At 64.9% G+C, this 19,514-nt stretch carries 21 protein-coding genes and 1 pseudogene; 12 read left to right on the plus strand and 10 right to left on the minus strand.

Going from position 1 to position 19,514, the window contains the following annotated elements:
- Positions 1 to 69 precede the first annotated feature (69 nt).
- The 5 genes from LN450_RS17575 (at position 70) to LN450_RS17595 (ending at position 3,397) form a co-directional block, all read left to right on the plus strand.
- Positions 70 to 1,113, plus strand: coding sequence for a ribonucleotide-diphosphate reductase subunit beta (locus LN450_RS17575; protein WP_011348955.1), 1,044 nt, complete (start codon positions 70 to 72; stop codon positions 1,111 to 1,113).
- A 571-nt stretch (positions 1,114 to 1,684) separates the two neighbouring features.
- Positions 1,685 to 2,137, plus strand: coding sequence for a flavodoxin (locus LN450_RS17580; RefSeq protein WP_008575123.1), 453 nt, complete (start codon positions 1,685 to 1,687; stop codon positions 2,135 to 2,137).
- Between the two features lie 4 nt (positions 2,138 to 2,141).
- On the plus strand, positions 2,142 to 2,468 hold the full coding sequence (locus tag LN450_RS17585; protein ID WP_008575126.1) for a thioredoxin family protein: 327 nt from the start codon (positions 2,142 to 2,144) through the stop codon (positions 2,466 to 2,468).
- A gap of 37 nt (positions 2,469 to 2,505) precedes the next feature.
- Positions 2,506 to 2,958 (plus strand): DUF3592 domain-containing protein, encoded by a 453-nt coding sequence (locus LN450_RS17590; RefSeq protein ID WP_008575128.1) that lies wholly within the window; start codon positions 2,506 to 2,508, stop codon positions 2,956 to 2,958.
- A 37-nt stretch (positions 2,959 to 2,995) separates the two neighbouring features.
- Entirely contained in the window at positions 2,996 to 3,397 is a 402-nt protein-coding gene (locus LN450_RS17595) for an acyl-CoA thioesterase (RefSeq protein ID WP_011348953.1), read from the plus strand.
- Between the two features lie 147 nt (positions 3,398 to 3,544).
- On the opposite strand, the gene LN450_RS17600 is transcribed toward LN450_RS17595, so the two are convergent.
- The 4 genes from LN450_RS17600 to LN450_RS17615 form a co-directional block, all read right to left on the minus strand.
- Positions 3,545 to 4,060, minus strand: coding sequence for a hypothetical protein (locus LN450_RS17600; protein ID WP_029820668.1), 516 nt, complete (start codon positions 4,058 to 4,060; stop codon positions 3,545 to 3,547).
- Positions 4,061 to 4,365: 305 nt separating this feature from the next.
- Complete coding sequence (gene panE / locus LN450_RS17605; RefSeq protein WP_011348952.1) at positions 4,366 to 5,310, minus strand: 2-dehydropantoate 2-reductase; 945 nt, start codon at positions 5,308 to 5,310, stop codon at positions 4,366 to 4,368.
- Entirely contained in the window at positions 5,310 to 6,122 is an 813-nt protein-coding gene (locus LN450_RS17610; protein ID WP_170808563.1) for an ABC transporter permease, read from the minus strand. Before LN450_RS17610 ends, panE begins: the two co-directional genes overlap by 1 nt.
- Positions 6,119 to 7,114: an ABC transporter ATP-binding protein gene (locus LN450_RS17615; RefSeq protein WP_011348950.1), complete on the minus strand. Its 996-nt coding sequence runs from the start codon at positions 7,112 to 7,114 to the stop codon at positions 6,119 to 6,121. Before LN450_RS17615 ends, LN450_RS17610 begins: the two co-directional genes overlap by 4 nt.
- A gap of 36 nt (positions 7,115 to 7,150) precedes the next feature.
- Between LN450_RS17615 and LN450_RS17620 the strand changes: the two genes are divergently transcribed.
- A complete protein-coding gene (locus LN450_RS17620; RefSeq protein WP_011348949.1) occupies positions 7,151 to 7,978 on the plus strand; it encodes a ferredoxin--NADP reductase in 828 nt (275 codons plus the stop codon).
- 85 nt (positions 7,979 to 8,063) lie between these two features.
- Here the strand turns inward: LN450_RS17620 and dmeF are convergent, their stop codons facing one another.
- Positions 8,064 to 9,065 carry a CDF family Co(II)/Ni(II) efflux transporter DmeF gene (gene dmeF / locus LN450_RS17625; RefSeq protein WP_011348948.1) on the minus strand — a complete coding sequence of 334 codons (1,002 nt, stop codon included), beginning with the start codon at positions 9,063 to 9,065 and terminating at the stop codon, positions 8,064 to 8,066.
- Between the two features lie 64 nt (positions 9,066 to 9,129).
- On the opposite strand from dmeF, the gene LN450_RS17630 reads away from it, so the two are divergent.
- Positions 9,130 to 9,402 carry a metal/formaldehyde-sensitive transcriptional repressor gene (locus LN450_RS17630; protein WP_008575145.1) on the plus strand — a complete coding sequence of 91 codons (273 nt, stop codon included), beginning with the start codon at positions 9,130 to 9,132 and terminating at the stop codon, positions 9,400 to 9,402.
- 118 nt (positions 9,403 to 9,520) lie between these two features.
- On the opposite strand, the pseudogene LN450_RS17635 reads toward LN450_RS17630, so the two are convergent.
- A pseudogene (locus LN450_RS17635) lies at positions 9,521 to 9,976 on the minus strand (GH39 family glycosyl hydrolase); the annotation flags it as partial.
- Between the two features lie 429 nt (positions 9,977 to 10,405).
- Here LN450_RS17635 and LN450_RS17640 point away from each other — a divergent pair.
- From LN450_RS17640 to LN450_RS17660, 5 genes are read left to right on the plus strand one after another with little or no spacing between them, the layout of a single operon-like run.
- Complete coding sequence (locus tag LN450_RS17640; RefSeq protein WP_011348946.1) at positions 10,406 to 10,993, plus strand: hypothetical protein; 588 nt, start codon at positions 10,406 to 10,408, stop codon at positions 10,991 to 10,993.
- A complete protein-coding gene (locus LN450_RS17645; protein ID WP_008575151.1) occupies positions 10,990 to 11,190 on the plus strand; it encodes a helix-turn-helix transcriptional regulator in 201 nt (66 codons plus the stop codon). Before LN450_RS17640 ends, LN450_RS17645 begins: the two co-directional genes overlap by 4 nt.
- A 54-nt stretch (positions 11,191 to 11,244) precedes the next feature.
- Positions 11,245 to 12,846 carry an alpha/beta hydrolase gene (locus tag LN450_RS17650; RefSeq protein WP_011348945.1) on the plus strand — a complete coding sequence of 534 codons (1,602 nt, stop codon included), beginning with the start codon at positions 11,245 to 11,247 and terminating at the stop codon, positions 12,844 to 12,846.
- Positions 12,847 to 12,877: 31 nt separating this feature from the next.
- Entirely contained in the window at positions 12,878 to 13,624 is a 747-nt protein-coding gene (locus tag LN450_RS17655) for an ABC transporter ATP-binding protein (RefSeq protein ID WP_011348944.1), read from the plus strand.
- The gene (locus LN450_RS17660) at positions 13,621 to 14,814 is read left to right on the plus strand and encodes an ABC transporter permease (RefSeq protein WP_008571232.1); all 1,194 of its coding nucleotides are present in this window, start codon (positions 13,621 to 13,623) and stop codon (positions 14,812 to 14,814) included. The genes LN450_RS17655 and LN450_RS17660 overlap by 4 nt, the downstream gene beginning before the upstream one ends.
- A gap of 150 nt (positions 14,815 to 14,964) precedes the next feature.
- Here the strand turns inward: LN450_RS17660 and LN450_RS17665 are convergent, their stop codons facing one another.
- From LN450_RS17665 to LN450_RS17680, 4 genes are all read right to left on the minus strand, one after another.
- Entirely contained in the window at positions 14,965 to 15,975 is a 1,011-nt protein-coding gene (locus LN450_RS17665; protein WP_011348943.1) for an energy transducer TonB, read from the minus strand.
- Positions 15,976 to 16,114: 139 nt separating this feature from the next.
- Complete coding sequence (locus LN450_RS17670) at positions 16,115 to 17,680, minus strand: tryptophan halogenase family protein (protein WP_011348942.1); 1,566 nt, start codon at positions 17,678 to 17,680, stop codon at positions 16,115 to 16,117.
- 10 nt (positions 17,681 to 17,690) lie between these two features.
- Positions 17,691 to 18,704, minus strand: coding sequence for a cupin-like domain-containing protein (locus tag LN450_RS17675; protein WP_011348941.1), 1,014 nt, complete (start codon positions 18,702 to 18,704; stop codon positions 17,691 to 17,693).
- Entirely contained in the window at positions 18,694 to 19,395 is a 702-nt protein-coding gene (locus LN450_RS17680; protein WP_008576490.1) for a SapC family protein, read from the minus strand. The genes LN450_RS17675 and LN450_RS17680 overlap by 11 nt, the downstream gene beginning before the upstream one ends.
- Between the last annotated feature and the right edge of the window lie 119 nt (positions 19,396 to 19,514).

A 19,514-nucleotide genomic window follows, 5' to 3' on the forward strand; every position in this document is an offset into this window, starting at 1 on the left:
CTCCAGATTGATTTGTTGCGCCGCCGTTTTTGTTTGTACGCGCGGCGCCTGAAACACGAGTAGAAACCCATGTCCGCAACACCGCTCGACCGCATCAAGATCCTTGAGCCGCGCAACCCGAACCGTTCGACCGGCATCATCAACGGCCAGACCTCGGGCATCCTCAACTGGAACGATATTCCGTACCCGTCCTTCTATCGGGCCTACAAGGAACTGTCGACCAACTTCTGGATCCCCGACGAGGTGGACATGAAGGGCGATGCGCGCCAGTACAACGAGCTGTCGGCGCGCGAAAAGAATGCCTACGATTCGATCATCGGCTTGCTGGCCACGCTGGATTCGCCGCAGACGCGCTTCATCTACAACGTGGCCGAATACATCACCGACCCGGCCGCGCATGCCAATGCGGCGATCATCGGCCAGCAGGAAGTGATTCATAACGAGAGCTACAGCTACGTGCTGGCTTCGATCACCGGCCTGGCCGACCAGAACCGCGTATTCGAAATCGCGCGCACGCACCCGACCATCATCAAGCGCAACGCGCCGATCATGGGCGCCTACGAAGACTTCATGCGCGAGAAGACGGCCGAAACGCTGATCCGTTCGCTGATCCAGTCCTCGATCCTGGAAGGCATCAACTTCTATTCCGGCTTTGCGTATTTCTACAATCTGGTCCGCCAGAACCGCATGACCGGCACCGGCAAGATCATCAGCTTCATCAACCGCGACGAACTGGCGCATACGAAGTTCATCAGCGAATTGATTCGCGCCATCATCGGCGAGAACCAGGCGCTGCAGGGCGACGAGCTCACCGACTACGTGCACAAGGCCTTCGAGCACGCGATCGACCTGGAAACCCAGTGGACCGCCGAAGTGCTGGACGGCATCGACGGCATCGACGTGGATGAGATGATCCGCTACGTGAAGTACCGCGCCAACAAGATGGCCGGCATGCTCGGCATCGAGAAGCTGTACGAAGGCGCCAACGACAACGTGATGCCGTGGATCAAGGCCTACGCCGACAACTTCACCGAGACCAAGACCGACTTCTTCGAGATGCGCAATGCCTCGTACAAGAAGACCAATTCGGATAACGGCTTCGACGACTTGTAAAGCGCTGCAAAAAAGAACCCGCCACTGTGGGCGGGTTCTAGATTGATCTTTTACAACTTAGTTGATTCAGATCAAACGAGTGGCTACTGTGCGCGCTAACGCACAGTAGCCACTCGATGCCCGGGATAGACGGATGCTAGAGGCGATCCGCACTACACCAGATTTGGAGCTTCGTCAACAATTGCACTCGCTGACAACGAGCATCCTACAGAGAGTTGGCCGCTAGGCCTAGTGCCGCCGGTCGCATTCCGTAGGATAGCCAGATCCATTTCCACCGGTTCATTGCGCCTCTTTTGATCAAGAGGTCAACATGAAAACTCTCTTCAAGAGTGTGTTCGTGCATTCGTACACCAGGTTCCGAAATGGACGCCTGGAGAATGTGTGTCAACACTTTCGTTCACTGCCTAGCCATTAATTTGCAGGCGTGATCTCTGGGGAAATGGGAAGGGCGCCGGTGTGCCGGCGCCCTAACTGAGTGAAATGTTGGCATGGAACTAAGATGCTACTTATAGATATCAATCAGGGCTCTGCGACGTTCAAGACGCGAGCTGCAATCTCATGAATACGTCACATGAAAATCCTTCTTGCGGTTGCATCGCTTAGCGGCAACACGCGCGATGTTGCGCGGATGATTCGTGCTCGCTGTGTAGAGCATGGCTTGTCATTGGATTGGATTGAAACCGATATGCAGACTCTGGCGAACGCATCGCTGACGCTAGATCAGTATGACTTGTTCATGCTTGGCACTTGGACGGCCAACGGAGGGCGTACGCCTGCCGAAATGAAACGTTTCATCGTCGATTTGGTGGAGATGATCGGGAAGCCACCACGCGTAGCCGTGTTCGGCACCGGCGAAACACAGTGGGGTGAGGAGTACTATTGCGGTGCCGTACACCGCATCGCACAGTTCTTCTCCAGTCCCTTTGCGCGCTTGACCATCGAGCAGATGCCCCACGGTGCAACGGATGCGCAGATCATCTCTACCTGGACCGATCAAGTCCTGGCCCAATGCCAACACAATTGACACGATGCAGACCATTACAGTCACCTCGCCTGAACACTACATTGCCGCGCTGGCCGAGCACCCGCGCGCGCTCGTGGATTTTTATAAGGACGACTGTCCTGGATGTCGGATGCTCGATATGTCTCTGGAGAGGTTCGCGAAGAGCGATGCCGCAGGCGGCTTAGCGTTGTTAAAGGTCAAGCTTGAAGTATTAGGGCATGATTTTTTCCGCGAGCTGGGCCTGCGCCAGACGCCGACCCTGGCGCTCTACCGCGACGGCAGTGAAGTGGCGCGTCTGCCCGGCTTCCAGTCGCCGGCGCAGGTGGAAGCGGCGGTCCGCAGCGGCCTGTGATGGCGACGGGCGCCCGGTCGATGCGAGGCGCCCTGCAATGAACACCACGGTCACCATCGTCGCCTGGAGCTTCCTGTTGGCGGGGTTGGGCTTGTTGACCGGTGTGGCGCTGCTGCCGGATCAGGCGCGCTGGATCTTGTTGCTGCTGGGCGTGACGTTCGGCGGCGTGGGTGGTGGCATCCTCGGTTATCGCGTCTGGCATGCGCGCCGTGCTGCGTGGTTGCGCCGGCATGGCACGGTGGTGGAGGCGCGTTTTGTGTGCGTTGAACGCAATGCGTCTTTGCAGGTTAACGGCGTGCACCCGTTCCGTATCCTGGCCCATCGCCACGACCGCACGCACGACACCTTGACCGAGTATCGCAGCGATAATCTGTGGACCGATCCGCAGCCGTTCCTGCGCGAGGGGCAGTCGCTGCGGGTGTTCGTCGATCCGCAGCGGCCAGTGCGCTACCACCTGGACCTGAGCTTCCTGCCGCCGCTGCGCAGATGATCGGGCTGGCTATCCTTCCTTCTTACGGCACTTCTTCATGACCAGTTCCACGCCCGTTGCACCGACCGAAGCCCGCATGGCCGAGATCGTGTTTCCCAATCACACCAACCATCTGGGCACGCTGTTCGGTGGGCAGGCGCTGGCGTGGATGGACAAGGCCGCGTTCCTGGCCGCCTCGCGCTATGCGCGCCGCACCGTGGTGACGGCGCGTTCGGATCAGGTGGATTTCAAGCTGCCGATCCGCCAGGGCCAGATGGTGGAAACCATCGCCCGCGTGGTGTTGGTGGGGCGTAGCTCGATCACGGTGGAAGTGGAACTGATCGCCGAAGACCTGCTCAGCGGCGCACGCGAGCTGTGCACGCGCGGGCAGTTCGTGATGATTGCGCTCGATGCCGATGGCAAGCCGACGGCGGTGCCGCCGCTGCCGGCAGCCGGCTAAGAGCAGCGAATAAGACGACTGCGCTGCCGCCATGTGAGCGCAGCCAGTGCTCGGTGCGGTATGTATCACGTGCACTGCGGTTGCTGCGCTTCATCCACACCCGCCTGACGACCGCTCGCGACGTGGTGCTCGCCGCCGTGAGCGCGCTTACTCCTGCACTTCGCGGTCTTCGCGCTTGGTTTCTTCCATCGCCTCCGGTTCCAGCTCTTCGGCGCTGCGATTGAGTTTGACGAACACACCCCAGGCGATCAGCAGCAGTGCCGCGCAGGAGCCGACGGCAGCCGCGTAAGGCAGCTTGGCCGGGTCGGCATGCATCAGTTCGAAGATCGACACCAGCGTTTCGATCGCCAGCGCGATCACAATGACCACGAAAAAGCGCGACAGATACCGCCGCACGCGCGTCGGGCCGCTGACCTTGACGTCGCGCAGGATCTCTTCTTCGAAGATGGTCTGGCCCAATTCGAGCGTGACCAGCGCCACCGTCAGCAGGCCGATGGCTTCGAGCACGACGTTGAAACGGTCGCGTACCACCATGTCGCCGCCGGGTGTGAAGCCGTGCCACAGCTCCAGCCCGGCCATCGTCACCAGGCCCGCCGCGCACAGCACGAAGAACGCCAGGATCACGAAATGACCGGCACGGAATAGGTGGCTGAGCGCTTTCATCAGGGGCGAGGCGGACGATGGGAAGCAGAGCATCGTGTGCACTGCGTCGTTGCAGCGCGAAGGCTGCGCCAACCCGGCGCGCTCTCATCCGGCGCGTTGCGCCACCTTCTCCCGCGAGCAGGAGAAGTGACGTCCCAGAGCAACGCGGTGGAATGGATATGCAGGCCTTTGGCCCATTGCCGTGTAGCGACCCGCATCCTTTGTCCCGCGCTCTTCCCCGCCTGCGGGGAAGGTGCCCGAAGAGCGAATGGCGGAGACGGCTCACACGGCTCACACGCGCAGGCGGCCCTAGTTGCCCGCCATGATCAACTATGCCGCAACACCTGATACGCCTGCAGATGCACATTGGCCGCCATCAGCAGAGGCGCGTTGCGCCCGGTTTCGCGCACGCGCGCCAGCATGTCGCCGACGATCTGCGCCGCTTCCACGTCCTGGCCGGCTTCCAGGTCGCGCAGCATCGAGGCCTTGAGTGGCGAATCCACCTGTAGCAGCGTTTGCAACGCTTTGGCGCGTGCCGGCTCGGGAATCGATTGCCCGGCCGCATCGGCAGCCCACAGGCATTCGTTGTACAGACCGTTGATCAACGCGCGGCCGTCGTCGGTGGCCACGATCGCGCCGACCGGCGCACGCATCAGGCACGTGGCCGCGGCCAGTGCGGTGAGGAAGCTGTACTTGTTCCACTGCTCCTGGGCGATCTGGGTGCTGGCCACGTGGTCGATGCCGGCCTGCGTGCAGGCCGCGGCGAAGGCCTGCACCCGCGCAGACGCCGCACTGCCATCCCGCTCGCCGAAGGTGATTGCCGCCGGCTTGCCAAGGTGCAGAATCTCGCCGTGCTCGCCCTTGGTCGCGCTGATGAAGCACAGCCCGCCCAACACACGCGCGGCACCGAAGCGCTCGTCCAGGGCCGCGTAATGGCGCAGCCCGTTGAGGATGGGCAACACCGTGGTGTGCTCGCCCACCGCCGGCGCAATCGCCTCGATCGCGCTGTCCAGGTCGTAGGCCTTGCAGCTCAAGATCACCAGATCGAACGGCCGCTGCGCTACCAATGCCGGCAAGTCCTGCGCGGTGACATGCGCCACCTGCAGATCGGCATCGCCCAGTGGGCTGCGGATGCGCAAGCCGTCGGCCTGCAGCTGCGCCGCACGCGCTTCGCGCACCAGGAAGGTGGCATCCACGCCGGCCTGCGCCAGACGTCCGCCAAAATACCCGCCGGTGCCGCCGGCGCCCAGGATCAGGATGCGCATGGCCATCAGCTCCGCAGCCCCACACCCCGCCGCAGCAACCACAGCGCCAACGCGCTGAGCACGGCGACAAAGCTCAGCATCAATGCGTAGGCGACCCAGATCGGCACGTCCGAGCTACCGAGCAGGCCGTAGCGGAACGCGTTGACCATGTAGAAGATCGGGTTGGCGTGGGTGGCCGCTTCGGCCCAGCCGGGCAGCAGTTTCACCGAGTAGAACACGCCACCCAGGTAGGTCAGCGGGGTCAGGATGAAGGTGGGCACGATCGCCACGTCGTCGAACTTCTTGGCGTAGACCGCATTGACGAAGCCGGCCAGCGAGAAGATGGTCGCGCCCAGCAGCACCGTGGTCAGCGTGACCAATGGATGCGGGATCCGCACCGGGGTGAAGAACATCGCGATGATCAGCACGATCGCCCCGACCATCACCCCGCGCAGCACCGCGCCGGACACGTAGCCCCACAGGATCACCCAATTGGGCATCGGGCTGACCAGCAGTTCTTCGACATGGCGGCCGAACTTGGCGCCGAAGAAACTCGAAGAGATGTTGCCGTAGCTGTTCTGGATCACGCTCATCATCACCAGGCCCGGCACGATGAATTGCATGTAGCTGTAGCCGCCCATCTCGCCCACGCGCGAGCCGATCAGCCCGCCGAAGATCAAAAAGTACAGCGTCATGGTGATGGCCGGCGGCACCAGGGTCTGACCCCAGATGCGCAGGATGCGCTGCACTTCGCGGCGCACGATGGTGCCCAGCGCAATCCAGTTGCGTTGGCGGGGTGTGGCGGGCGTGGCGGACATCGACGGCTCCGAAGGACTCATGGGTGGCCTGCCGGGCGCACGGGCGCCGTTGCGGCAGGAGCCGGGGCGGCGACGGTCTCGCCAGGCCCGGTCAGACGAACGAACAATTCTTCCAGCCGGTTGCTCTTGGTACGCATCGAGCGCACGCGGATACCGGCGTCGCCCAGCGCGGCGAACACGCGGTTGAGGTCCATCGCGCGCGGCATGTCCAGATCCAACGTGTGGCCGTCGATGGCGGTGAGCGTGGTGCCTTCGATCACCGGCAACTGCGTGGGCAGCTCACCGTCGATATCGAACAGGAAGCCTTCCACGTCGAGCTTGGCCAGCAGTTCGCGCATCGGCCCCTGGGTGACGATCTGGCCGTGATTGATGATGGCCAGGTTGCGGCACAGGTGCTCGGCCTCTTCCAGGTAATGCGTGGTCAGGATGATCGTGGTGCCGGCGGCGTTGATGTCCTTGAGCACGCGCCACATGTCGCGGCGGATTTCGATATCCACACCGGCGGTGGGTTCATCCAGGATCAGCAGGCGCGGCTGGGTCATCATGGCGCGGGCAATCATCAGCCGGCGCTTCATGCCGCCGGAGAGCGTGCGGCTCATCACCTGGGCCTTCTCCCACAGGTGGGCGCGGCGTAGTTCCACTTCGGCCAGTGCTTGCGCCTGGCTGCGCGGCATGCCGTAAAAGCCGGCGTAATTGACCAGGATGTCGAACGGCTTTTCGAACAGGTTGAAGTTGATTTCCTGCGGCACCAGGCCGATCAGGCGCATCGCATCGCTGCGGTGGGCGACCAGGTCGGTGCCGAACACTTCCACCTGGCCGCCGGACAGGTTCACCAGCGAGCTGATGATGCCGATCAAGGTGGACTTGCCCGCTCCGTTGGGGCCGAGCAGGGCGAAGAAATCGCCTGGCGCCACGTCCAGCGAGACGCCCTTGAGCGCCTGGGTGCCGTTGTCGTAGGTCTTGCGCAGATCGCACACGCGCAGGGCGGGCGCACGGGGAGATGGGGAATTCAAGCCGGGTCCTTCGCGCCAGGGTGACGGCGCAGCGAGTTGCAGCCCGTTATTATAGAAGCCCGTTGGGGCTTGCCCCGATCACAGACTGTCCCAAATACGTTCGTGCCCGTTCAATTCCCCCTCAAGCTTGTCGACCGGCGCATGATTGCGCCCACCGTGGCCCACTGCCAGTTCGTCCGTGACGACGGCCAGCCGCTGGATTTCCAGCCCGGCCAGTTCATCCAGATCCATTTCGACTATGCCGATGGCACGCCGACCAAGCGCAGCTATTCGCTGGCGACCATCCACGATCATGCGCTGGGACCGGGCGAGGCAGTGGAGATTGCGGTGAGCTTCGTGCCCGGCGGCTCGGCCACGGCCTTGTTCGAAGGCCTGGAGATTGGCGACCAGTTGCAGGCAAGCGGCCCCTACGGGCGCTTTTGCCTGCAGCCGGGCGATCACAACCAGCGTTACGTGCTGATCGCCACCGGCACTGGCGTCACCCCGTACCGCTCGATGCTGCCGCTGCTGGCCGAGGCAATCGCCACCCGCGGTGTGCAGGTGGTGTTGCTGCAGGGCGCACGCACCCCGACCGAGCTGCTGTACGGCGACGACTTCCGCGCGTTTGCCGATGCGCACCCGCAGTTCCGCTACGTGCCGTGCTTCTCGCGCGAAGTGCCCGAGCAGCCGCATGCCGATGTGCGGCACGGCTACGTGCAGCAGCACCTGGCCGAGTTCGCGCCCGATGCCGCGCACGACATCGCCTACCTGTGCGGCAACCCGGACATGGTGGACACCTGCCTGGACGCGCTCAAAGCCGCCGGCCTGCCGAGTGCGCAGATTCGCCGCGAGAAGTACGTCAGCTCCACGCCGCCCAAGGTCTGAGGTGGCATGCAGGCGGCGCGTCGATGCCGCCTGTGTCTGCAGGCGTGCTGTGGCCTGCAGCGTGTGACGCCAAGTTGCTGCGGTTTTAGCCGGCAGCGTCCAGAAGCGCCGGGCGCTGCAGCTCCACCGTGACATGCACCAGTTCTTCATGGATCTGCAGTGCGCGGCGCACCAGCTCCGCATCGATATCGGCTGCAGTGACCAGGCTGACGACGCAGGCATAACGCTCGCTGCCGACCCGCCAGACATGCAGGTCGGCGATGTCGATCGCATGCCCAAGCTCGGCGATGACCTGTTTCACTTCGGCCACCACCGGCGCGTCCATCTCCGCATCCAGCAACACGCTGCCGGTGCTGCGCAGCAGCCCCCAGGCCCAGGCGGTGACCAGCACCGCGCCGACGATGCCCATGAGCGGGTCCAGCCAGGTCACGCCCCAGTGCATGCCGGCCACCAGTGCGACGATGGCGAGCACCGAGGTCGCGGCATCGGCCACCACGTGCAGATACGCCGCGCGCAGATTCAGATCGCTGTGCGCCTCCTGGCCATGACCATGACCCTCGTGCGTGTGCGCATGTCCGTGACTGTCATGCGCGTGCACGTGACCATGGTGGTGACCGCGCGCATGCCCATGCGAGTCGCGCAACCACCATGCGCAGATCAGATTGACCAGCAGGCCGATCAGCGCAATCACGGTGGCCTCCTGATACTGGATGGGCTTGGGCGTGAACAAGCGTTCCACCGACTGGAATGCCATCAGCGCGGCAACCCCCAGCAACAGGACCGCGCTGGTGTAACCGCCCAGCACCTCCACCTTCCAGGTGCCGAAGGTGAAGCGCACATCGCCGGCATGCTGCCGCGCAAAGCGGTAGGCGAACAACGCCAGTCCCAGCGCCAACGCGTGCGAGCTCATGTGCCAGCCGTCGGCGAGCAGGGCCATGGAATTGAGCGTCCAACCGCCTACGATCTCCACCGCCATCATGAGCACGGTCAGGATCACCGCCTTGCGGGTGCTGCGCTCGGCGAGCGGGTTGGCGCTGGCAAAGGTATGCGACTGCGCGCAATGCGGCGCAGCGTGCGTGGTCGACATCGGCGGTAGCTCTGGCTAAGGTACCCCCAGAGGGTATCCTAAATACCCCCAGGGGGTATATGGCGTGGCACATCTCAATCAGGACAAATCGAAACTGCTCGCGCGCGTGCGCAGGATCCGCGGGCAGGTGGAAGGGCTGGAAAAAGCCCTGGCGCAAGACGTGGACTGCACCGCGTTGCTGACCCAGGTGGCCGCATTTCGCGGCGCGGCGCAGGGCTTGATGGTCGAGTTGCTCAGCGAGCACCTGAAGCATCACGTGGCCGCGCCGGATGCATTGGGTGAGCGTGAGCTGGCAGTGGATGACATCACGGCCATCCTCAAGACCTATCTGAAGTAAGCGCGGCCGATACACCATTGCGCTCACTCTCGGCCGGTTATGGTCCAGGCGCGCGGGACGGCCTGCATGGGCGTGTCGCGCCGCGTCGTCCTGATGCGCGGCACCCTGGCGCTTGCAGTCAGTGCGCCGCCGGCTCCAGCGTCAGCAGCACCACATCGTTGCTGCGCATCGGTACCGCGATGGCAACCACGCCATCGGCGCCCACACGCACACGACGGTCCTGTTCGGGCGCATCGCGCGTGGCCTGTTGCAACTGCGTCAACTGACGCGGCGCAAGCGCCTTGGGCATGCCCATGTCGATATACAGCGATAAGGGGTCGTTGCGCCGATAGCCGGTCCTGCGCACCTGCAACTGGTAGGTGCCGGCAGGCACGTGGGTCATGCGCATCTGCAACGGTGCGCTATCGGTGGCGGGCACCTGTTTGGTGTAGAACGGCGTATTGCTCACCGCCTGCACGGGCTGCTGCCAATCCCACACCAGCGCGGCGACACGCGTGCCGTCCACTGCGGCGAGGGAGTGTGCGTCGCTCAGCGGCACATCGCGGCCCTTGAGTGCATTCAAATATTTGTAGGCGCAGACCACTGCCGACATGCGGAGTGATGTCGCGGGGCCAACAGCATCGCTAGGCAGCGGCCATGCGAACGCGGCCGCGGCCGCGGCTTGGCATCGGACGTGCCGTGCGTACGCTGCGGCGGCTGTGTGTCGTCTGTCTTACCTGCCGACATCCCGCGACGGGTGTTCGCCGCTTGGACCAGGCAATGACGGCGGACGCAAAAAAAAACCGCATTCGAATGTGTAAAGGGTGCTTGACAGCAAGCGCCAGTGGGCGCATCTTGCCTGTCAAGCGTACTTGACAGGCGACTGAGATGCGGCGGCAGCATAGGCACATGGAATGCAGGCATCACCGCGCAACGCGATGCGCTGTGCGCACGGTCGCCGGGCGTGCGCGCAGCGATCGGGCAGCGATCGGGCAGCGCGTCATGGCTTCGCCGAGGCCGTGCGATGACTAGCTGCAAGCGCAAGGCGCTGCTGGTGTTCTGCGTGGGGCTGGTCTTCCTCGGCATTGGGCTGCTGGGTCTGTGGCACGTGCTGCCGTTGAACAACTACCTAGCCGGGGTCAGTGCCGGTATTGGTGGCTCATGCATGCTGCTGTCGGTGCCGATGTGGCTGGCGCGCGGCAATCCGCGCGATAGCACCCGTCCGGCGTTGGCGCGGCGGTACTACCGCGAATTCGGCATCCCGATGCTGTTGTACGTGCTGGTGATGCTGTTCTGGCGCTATCTGCTCGGGCATGTCGGGCCGCACTGGGCGCGCGTATTGATCGCCCTGCTGCCGGCGGTGCTGGTGGTACTGGTTATTCGTGCGGTGGCGCGTTACGTGCGCGATTCGGACGAGATGCAACGACGGATCGAGCTGGAAGCGATCGCCATTGCCGCCGGCCTGGTCAGCGGTGCGTACATGACGGCCGGATTTCTGCAGGCCGCCGCGCTGATCGATGTTCCGGCGAGCGCGGCGATGCTGTGGGTGTTTCCGTTGCTGTGCGCCATCTACGGCATCACCAAAAGCATCCACGCGCGTCGTTTTGAATGAATAGCCGCGTGCGCGAATTGCGCGAGGCCAATGGGTGGTCGCAAGGGGAACTCGGCGAACGGCTGGGTGTGTCGCGGCAGACGATCAACGCGCTGGAAACCGGCAAGTACGATCCCAGCCTGCCGTTGGCGTTTCGGATCGCACGCCTGTTTGGGGAATCGATCGAGCACGTTTTTCTTTACGAAGACGGGCAGTAACGGTCACGTGTGGCCGCATGCAGCGTCAGGGGACAGGCAATGCCAGGAGACGGGATGACGATGGTCAAGCAATCCACGATGGTGGCGGCAGTGCTGATGGCGATGCTGGCTGCCGGATGCCAGCGCGCCGCAGCGCCGGCCGCAGCAAACGACGTTGCAGCAAAATCCACCGCGACAGCGCCGGGTACGACTGCGCAGCAGTCCGCCTCAAAAATGCCGCCCGGCACTGCCGCGGGCAATCGTTACGGCACGCTGCTTTTCACCCCGTGCACGCTGAGCGCTGGTGGTGCTGCCGGCAACATCGAAGCGCAATGCGCGAGCCTGCGCGTGCCGGAAAATCCGGCCGCGCCGAGCGGGCGCAGCATCGCGTTGAAGATCGCCTGGCTGGAAAGCGAGGCCGGCGGCGGAAGTGCACCGGACCCGGTGTTCTTCATCGCCGGTGGACCGGGGCAATCGGCCACTGAGGTCGCGGCGATCGTGGACATGGGCCTGCACGAAGTGCGCAAGCAGCGCGACATCTTTCTGGTCGATCAGCGCGGCACCGGCGGTTCGCATCCACTGGAGTGTCGCGACGCGGCGGGCAAGCCGCTGGCGCTGGAGAACAGCAGCCAGGCCTCCGCCGAGCAATTGACTGCGTATGCGGCCCGATGTGCCGACGGTTTGCGCAACCACGCCGACCCGCGCTACTACACCACCAGCGAAGCCATCGGCGATCTGGATGCGGTCCGCGCAGCGCTGGGCGTGCAGACGCTGAATCTGATCGGTGCCTCGTACGGCACGCGCGTGGCGCAGCACTATGCCGCGCGTTATCCGCAGCACACGCGCAGCGTGGTGATCGATGGCGTGGCGCCGAACGATCTGGTGATCGGCGGCGAGTTCGCGCGCACCTTCGAAGATGCGATCGCGCTGCAGTCTGCGCAATGTCGCCAGCAGCCTGCATGCGCCAAGCGTTTTCCAGTGGATACCGCCACGCAGTTGCGCCAAGTGGTCGAGCGGCTGCGGCAGGCGCCGGTGGCGGTGGACTACCGCGACCCGCGCACCGGTGGCTTACGCCACGAACAGGTCACTGCCGACACCGTGGCCGGCCTGGCGTTCGGTTTCTCGTATGCGCCGGAAACCGCGTCGTTGCTGCCGTTGGTGCTGGACGAAGCTGCCGCAGGCCGTTACGCCTCGTTGATGGCCTTGGCGCAGATGAGCGCATCGGGCATGTCCGATCAGATGAATCGCCTGATGCAATGGTCGGTGTTGTGCAGCGAAGATGCCGGGCGTTATCACCCACCCGCACACCAGGACACCACGTTGCTGGGCAACGAGGTCGCCGAGATGTTCTTCGCACCGTGCAAGGTGTGGCCGTCCAAGCCGGCGCCGGCCGCCGCAAGCGCGCCGTTCCGCTCCACCTTGCCGGTGTTGCTGCTCTCCGGCGCGCTCGACCCGGTCACGCCGCCACGCTACGCCGAGCGCGTGCTGCAGGGGCTGCCCAACGGCCGGCATGTGATCGCGCCCGGGCAGGGGCATGGCGTGTTCCGGCTGGGCTGCATGCCCAAGGTGCTGAGCCAGTTCATGCAGACCGCCGATGCCAAGGCGCTGGATACCACCTGCGTTGCCAGCCTCAACACCGTGCCTGCCTTCACCTCGTTCAACGGATGGGAACCATGAGTCGCATCGACCACGCCACGGAGGCGCTCGCATGATTGTCGTCGATACCCTGCATAAGTCGTTCAAGACCAAGACCGGTCTGGTGAAAGCCGTCGACGGGGTCAGCTTCAGCGCTGCCGACGGCCAGATCACCGGGCTGCTCGGCCCCAATGGCGCCGGCAAGACCACCACTTTGCGCATGCTCTACACGTTGATGACGCCCGACCAGGGCAGCGTCACGGTCGATGGCGTGGATGCCGCCCGCGACCCGGTGACGGTACGCCGCGCACTCGGGGTGTTGCCGGACGCACGCGGCGTCTACAAGCGCCTGACCGCACGCGAGAACATCGCCTACTTCGGCCAGTTGCATGGCCTGTCGCACAGCCAGATCGCACAGCGCACGCACCTGCTGGCCAGCGCGTTGGACATGGACGATATTCTCGACCGCCAGACCGAAGGCTTCAGCCAGGGCCAGCGCACCAAGACTGCGATTGCGCGGGCATTGGTGCACGATCCACGCAACGTGATCCTGGACGAGCCCACCAACGGACTGGACGTGATGACCACCCGCGCCATGCGCGGCTTCCTGCAACAACTGCGTGCAGAGGGGCGCTGCGTGATTTTTTCCAGCCACATCATGCAAGAGGTCGCCGCACTGTGCGACCGCATCGTCATCATCGCCAAGGGCAAGGTGGTGGCGTCCGGCAGCGCCGACGAACTGCGCGCTGCCACCGGTGAACACAACCTGGAAGACGCCTTCGTCAAGGCGATCGGCTCGGACGAGGGACTGCACGCATGAGCACCACATCGTTGTTGTCCACGCTGTGGACCGTGCTGCGCAAGGAATTGCGCGACATCTCGCGCGACCGGCGCACCCTGGCATTGGCGTTGCTGTTGTCGCCGTTGCTGTACCCGATCCTGATCCTGGGCATGGGCGCCTTGAGCGAAAGCCGCGTGCGCACGCAGATCGACAAGCCGCTGGAGATCCCCACGCTCGGCCGCAGCAACGCACCGAATCTGGTGCGATTCCTGGCCGCGCAGGGGCTCAATGCCGTGGATGCGCCAGCCGATCTGACCGCGGCCATTCGCAACCAGGATGTGGATGTGGCACTGCGCATCAGCGACAGCTACGCCGAGGATTGGCGCGAAGGCCGGCCGGCGCTGGTGGAGATCATCAAGGACAGCACCCGCCGCGAGGCCGATGTGCCGAGCATGCGCTTGCAGGCCGCGCTCACCGGCTACAGCCAGCAGGTCGGCGCATTGCGGCTGCTGGCGCGCGGTATCGATGCGCAGGTGTCCAGGCCCCTGGAAGTGGCCGCGCAGGACCTGGCCACTGCCGAAGCCAAGCGCGGCCAGATGATGGCGATGCTGCTGCCGGTGTTGCTGGTGATCACCTCGTTTCTGGGCGGCGCCTCGTTGATTCTGGACGCCACCGCCGGCGAGCGCGAACGCCAGTCGCTGGAGCCCTTGCTGGCCACGCCGGCGCCGCGTAGCGCCATCGTCAGCGGCAAGATCGCCGCGGCCTGCGTGATCGGCATGGTGTCGCTGTTGCTCACCTTGCTGGCCTTCAAGCTGAGCGCGCAGCTGTCCACATCCAACCTGGGCCGCCAGCTCAATGTCGGTTTCGTGCCGATGCTGCAGATGCTCTTCATCCTGGTCCCGATGCTGTTTGTCGGCACCTCGCTGCTGACCTATCTGGCCGCCGCGGCCAAGAGCATGAAGGAAGCGCAGGCGCACATGACCTGGTTGCTGCTGCTGCCGATGCTGCCGGGCTACGCGTTGATGGCCTATCCGCTGAAGACGCAGCTGTGGCATTTCGCGGTGCCGTTTCTGGCGCAGAACCAGATGCTGTTGAAGGTGATCCGCCACGAGACCATCAACCTGCAGACCTGGGCGGTGTATCTGCTGGCCGGTTTCGGGGTGGCGGCATTGCTGTGGTATGCCGCAGTGCGCCGGTATCACCAGGAGCGTCTGGCGATTTCGGGCTGAGGGTGTTGTGGTGGGTGTTTGCGGCAAGTCCCGGCGGCACCCTGCAACGCGCGACACCGGCGTTGCATTGCGGCCACAACGCACCGCCACAACGCAAAAGCCCGCATCGCTGCGGGCTTTTGCGTTTCCATGTCATCAACGACCCAGCGATCAATCGCCCGGATTGAACGACAGCGTACGCCGCGTGGTCACCGGTGCGGCCACCGGTTCGAAGCGCCAACGCTTGACCGCGTTGAGGGCTTCGCGGTCGAACACGCGCGGCGGGTTGGCGCGCAGCACGCGCGAGGCGGTGATCGAGCCGTCGGTGCCGACCGTTAGTTCCACCAGCACCTCGCCCGAGGTACCCGAGCGCAGTGCTTCGGCGGGGTAGCGCGGGGCCGGGGTGCTGATCGGACGCAGCGACTGCGCGGCCGGCGCGGCTGCAGCAGCGGCTGCCGGCGCCGGACGCGGTGCCGCCGGAGTGGGAGCCGGCGCTTCGGCCTGGCGCCGTGCAGCGGCCTGGCGCTCGGCCTCGGCGGTCTGCTGGCGCGCCGCTTCCTGCTGGGCGGCAATCTGCTGGGCAGCGGCCGCCTCGCGGCTCTGCTGCTCGGCCAGACGCTTCTGCTCGGCCGCCTGCTTGGCCTTGTCCTCGACCTGCTTCTTGGCCTGCTCGGCATCCTGCTCGGAGCGGTTGGCAGCGGTCTTCATGCCCGTTTCCAGGCCGCTCTTCAGGCGCGGCAATGCCGGTGCCTGCGGGTCGACCTTCTCGATCAACGCGATCAAGCGCTGCGCTTCGGGAAATTCTTCGCGGCTGATGCCTTGTTCGGCGGCGATCAGGGTATAGGGAAGCAGATCGGTCAGCGCGCTGTTGACGGTGGCATCCTGCGGCTGCTTCTCGCGCAAGGCCAGGTAGTACTCCACCGCGTTGTCGCCGGCCGGGGCGTACATGCGGTTGTCCTGCAGCGCTTTGGTGGCCGATTCGCGCAATTGTTCGGCAGCCATCGACTGCACCTGCGGCGAGACCGCCGTGGCCGGCGTGGGTGCCGTTGCCGCCGGTGTGGTGCCGGTCGCCGGCGTGGTGGTGGCGGCCTTGTCTTCCTGCTTGGAGCAGGCGGCCAGGCCCACCAGCAAAATGACCGGCGCGATCCGGCGTGCCATACGGCCCTGTGTCAGATCCAACATGCGTCCCCCTTACCCCGAGTGCGAAAGATAACGTTGCTGCGGCGAGCGCCGGCCATTGTTCCCGCAATGGACGGCAATGCCGCAATCTAGCATTGCTGGGGCGGTCTAAGCCAAGGGTTGCGCTGCAGATCGCCGAAATTTATCCCGCCGGGGTCGCCATGACCGGCGGGGCCGGCACGCGAGCGGCCGGTTCGGGCAGCGGCGGGGCAGGGCAGTAGCGCTGCAGGAAGTCCGCGTGCGCAGGCAACCGCACCAGCGCGGCCTCCACCCGGGCGCGGATGGTCTCCAGAAAGCGGCCCAGCTCCGCATCGCCCATCAGGTCGGCCACCGGGTGGTGCTGCTGCGGCACCACGCCCTGGCCCAGCATCACCTGCACCCACGAGTTCTCGGCGAACAGCTCGTTGGCCTGATGGAAGACCCGCCCGCTCTGGCGGAACAACTCCACCCGGTGGCGCAGCGAATCGGGGATGTCCATGGCCGCGCAGTCGCGCCAGAACGGCGTGTCGCGGCGATCGGTGGCGTGGTAGTGCAGGATCACGAAATCCCGGATGTGGGTGATCTCCTGGGCCGCCTGACGGTTGTACTCGGCGATGTCGGCAACGTTGATGACCTGCGGAAAGGTCTGCAGCAGGCGGATGATGCCGCGCTGGATCAGATGGATGTTGGTCGATTCCAGCGGCTCCAGGAATCCGCTTGCCAGGCCCAGCGCCACGCAGTTCTTCTCCCACACGCGGTGGCGCTGGTTGGGCGTGAAGCGCAGCGGCCGCGGTTCGGTCAGCGCGCGCCCGGTGAGGTTGCGTTCCAGCACCGCGCGGGCGCCATCCTGGTCCATGTAGCGGCTGGAATACACGATGCCGTTCCCCACCCGGTGCTGCAGCGGAATGCGCCACATCCAGCCGGCCTGGTCGGCGCGCGAACGGGTGTAGGTCACCGGCGGACCCACCGATTCGGTCTGCACCGCCAGCGCGCTGTCGGCGAACAACCAGCGCGACCAATCGTCGCTGCCCACGCCCAGCGTCTTGCCGATCAGCAGGCCGGCAAAGCCGGTGCAATCCAGGAACAGGTCGCCTTCCACCCGCGTGCCGTCCTGCAGCGTCAGTGCGGTGAGAAAGCCGCTTTGCGCATCGGTCTCCACCTGGCCGATGCGGCCTTCGATGCGGGTGACGCCGAAGCCTTCGCTGAAGCGGCGCAGGAAGCGCGCGTACAGCCCGGCATCCAGATGGTAGGCGTAATTCATGCCGCCATTGGGCAGGTGCGCGAAGCGGCCTTCCTGCGCCGCACGCAGTTCCAGGCAGTAGTCGCCGAAGTCGCGCGCCACTCCGCGCTGGCGCCCCTTCAACCAGAAATGCTGGAACCCGGCGCTCCAGTGGTCGGTTCCGGCATGTCCGAAGGAATGGATGTAATGCTGGTCCACATCGCGCCAGTGTTCGAAGGCGATGCCGAGCTTGATGGTGGCCTGGGTGGCGGCCATGAAGGCGGCTTCGTCGATTTCCAGCAAGCGGTGGAAGGTGACCAGGCTGGGGATGGTGGCTTCGCCCACCCCCACCGTGCCGATCTCGTCGGACTCCACCAGGGTGATCTGCAGGTGCCGGCCCAGCAATTTCGACAGCGCTGCAGCCGCCATCCAGCCGGCCGTGCCGCCACCGGCGATGACGACGCGGCGTACCGGGCGCTGTTGCGGGTCCGAAGGCGTGGTGTCGGGCATGGTCAAATCCTCAGCGATTCAAGCGTTGCAGCAGCCGCGCACGCAGGCTGCGCGCGCTGGCGTCGTCCATCGGAGCCAGCACGCCGCGTGCGGCATCAGGCAGATGCGCGGCGGTGCTGTCGTCGGACTCGAAGACATAGTGGCGGAACACTTCCTGCCAGGTGGCGCGTTGTTCGGCCGGCAGGTCGCGGATGGTCAGCAGCGCCAGCATCAGCGCGTTCATCGGCGAATCCATGTAGGCCGGGCTCTGCCGCCACCAGAAATTCACCAACACGTTGAAGCTCTCCAGTGCCTCGACGTGGTGCCACCACATGCTGGGAATGAACAGCGCATCGCCCGGCGCCAGCTCGGCGACCAGGGCGTGGTCCAGCGCCTGCGCATAGCGTGGAAAACGCTGCAGGTCCGGTGCGGCGATATCCACCAGGCTGACCGGCTGCCCGGCCGGGGTGAGATCCAGCGGGCCGATGTAGAGATTGGCCAGCTGATCGGGCGGGAACAGCGTAAAACGGCGGCGCCCGGCAACCACGCAGGCCAGGTTGTCGGGCAGATCCTGATGGGCGGCGATCCGGGTGCGGTTGCCGATCCAGATGCTGGCCAGCGGCTCGCCCTGTGGCAGCGCGATCGGGTTGTGCGCGCGCAAGCCGGGCAGGTAGGTGTCCAGCGTGGTGGAGCCGACATAGATCGCCGGCGGCTGCGCGTTATCCAGGTCGCTCAGCAAGGTGTCCAGCACCACGCCCAACGGCACGCGTTCGGGGCGGAAATTGAAGCCGCTCATGTCCGCGTTGTAGAAAAAGCGCCCACCGATCTCCGGTGGCCCAACCTGCGCCACCACCGCCTCGCCGCGGTCGAAACCACGCAGGTAGGCGGCAGCAGACTGCGCAGAACTGGCACCGGCGCGGGCCAGCGGCCAGTCGCGCACCAGCCCGCGCAGCACCAGCGGGCTGGTGGAGCGAAGGATGGCCGGGTCCAGCTGTTGCCGGTCCAGGCCGTGACGCTCTTGGATGGGCCGTGGCTCAGCCGGCATGACGGCGGTTCATGCGTTCGAGCAGATGGCGCAATTGCGCAATCGAGGCCACCGCCATGTACAGCGGTTCCAGATCGCCATGCCGGTGCAGTTCGAGCAGCGCCGCCTCATCGAGTGCGCGCAGGCGTTCTTCGTGCACGACATAGAGCCCGGCCAGGCGGCATTCCAGGCCGTTGTTCAAGGTGGCTTCGAACACGAAGGGTTCGAGCAGGTCGTAACGCAGCGCACGTTCGACAAATGCCGTGCTGGCCGCCAGGCCATCGTGCAGCGTGCGCAGCACCTGGCTGATGTGGTCGAGAAATTCGGTGGTGCCGCCGTGTTCGCGAAACAGCAACTGGCCCTCGGTGGTGCTGACGCGTGGGCTGTCCAGGTCCACATGCACCATCGGCCCATCGGGCTGTTCGCCGATCAGGAACGGCTGGCGTTGAATCGCCAACGGAACATAGGGCGCATCCCAACGCGCGCCATCCAGGAACAGGTTCTCGCCCAGGCGTAATCCCAGCAATGCCAGCGGCTGGAAACTGCGCTCGCCGCTGCGATGGAACACGATGGGGTATTGCGCCTGCAACTGGCGAAATTCCTGCGGAAAGGTCGCAGCCGACATCACGTCATCGCCATAGGCGGCGCCGTGCGCGGTGATCACCCGCAGATCGCGGTGATCGAGATTGTTCAACAACACGGCATTGGTCATGGGGATTGGCACTGCACGCGGGGGCGCGTGGCCCATGCTTCAACGAATCGCCATTGCACGGCAAGCCCCGGATGCCTTTACGTCCCCGGGCGGGTGCAACGGCCGTGTACGTTTCCCGG

The organism is Xanthomonas euvesicatoria pv. euvesicatoria (genome assembly GCF_020880415.1).
Taxonomy (GTDB): domain Bacteria; phylum Pseudomonadota; class Gammaproteobacteria; order Xanthomonadales; family Xanthomonadaceae; genus Xanthomonas; species Xanthomonas euvesicatoria.

Coding starts and splice junctions, on each gene's coding strand:
- LN450_RS17575 (WP_011348955.1), top strand. CDS start 70: ATGTCCGCAACACCGCTCGACCGCATCAAGATCCTTGAGCCGCGCAAC.
- LN450_RS17580 (WP_008575123.1), top strand. CDS start 1,685: ATGAAAATCCTTCTTGCGGTTGCATCGCTTAGCGGCAACACGCGCGAT.
- LN450_RS17585 (WP_008575126.1), top strand. CDS start 2,142: ATGCAGACCATTACAGTCACCTCGCCTGAACACTACATTGCCGCGCTG.
- LN450_RS17590 (WP_008575128.1), top strand. CDS start 2,506: ATGAACACCACGGTCACCATCGTCGCCTGGAGCTTCCTGTTGGCGGGG.
- LN450_RS17595 (WP_011348953.1), top strand. CDS start 2,996: ATGACCAGTTCCACGCCCGTTGCACCGACCGAAGCCCGCATGGCCGAG.
- LN450_RS17600 (WP_029820668.1), bottom strand. CDS start 4,060: ATGAAAGCGCTCAGCCACCTATTCCGTGCCGGTCATTTCGTGATCCTG.
- panE (WP_011348952.1), bottom strand. CDS start 5,310: ATGGCCATGCGCATCCTGATCCTGGGCGCCGGCGGCACCGGCGGGTAT.
- LN450_RS17610 (WP_170808563.1), bottom strand. CDS start 6,122: ATGAGTCCTTCGGAGCCGTCGATGTCCGCCACGCCCGCCACACCCCGC.
- dmeF (WP_011348948.1), bottom strand. CDS start 9,065: ATGTCGACCACGCACGCTGCGCCGCATTGCGCGCAGTCGCATACCTTT.
- LN450_RS17640 (WP_011348946.1), top strand. CDS start 10,406: ATGACTAGCTGCAAGCGCAAGGCGCTGCTGGTGTTCTGCGTGGGGCTG.
- LN450_RS17645 (WP_008575151.1), top strand. CDS start 10,990: ATGAATAGCCGCGTGCGCGAATTGCGCGAGGCCAATGGGTGGTCGCAA.
- LN450_RS17650 (WP_011348945.1), top strand. CDS start 11,245: ATGACGATGGTCAAGCAATCCACGATGGTGGCGGCAGTGCTGATGGCG.
- LN450_RS17655 (WP_011348944.1), top strand. CDS start 12,878: ATGATTGTCGTCGATACCCTGCATAAGTCGTTCAAGACCAAGACCGGT.
- LN450_RS17660 (WP_008571232.1), top strand. CDS start 13,621: ATGAGCACCACATCGTTGTTGTCCACGCTGTGGACCGTGCTGCGCAAG.
- LN450_RS17665 (WP_011348943.1), bottom strand. CDS start 15,975: ATGTTGGATCTGACACAGGGCCGTATGGCACGCCGGATCGCGCCGGTC.
- LN450_RS17670 (WP_011348942.1), bottom strand. CDS start 17,680: ATGCCCGACACCACGCCTTCGGACCCGCAACAGCGCCCGGTACGCCGC.
- LN450_RS17675 (WP_011348941.1), bottom strand. CDS start 18,704: ATGCCGGCTGAGCCACGGCCCATCCAAGAGCGTCACGGCCTGGACCGG.
- LN450_RS17680 (WP_008576490.1), bottom strand. CDS start 19,395: ATGACCAATGCCGTGTTGTTGAACAATCTCGATCACCGCGATCTGCGG.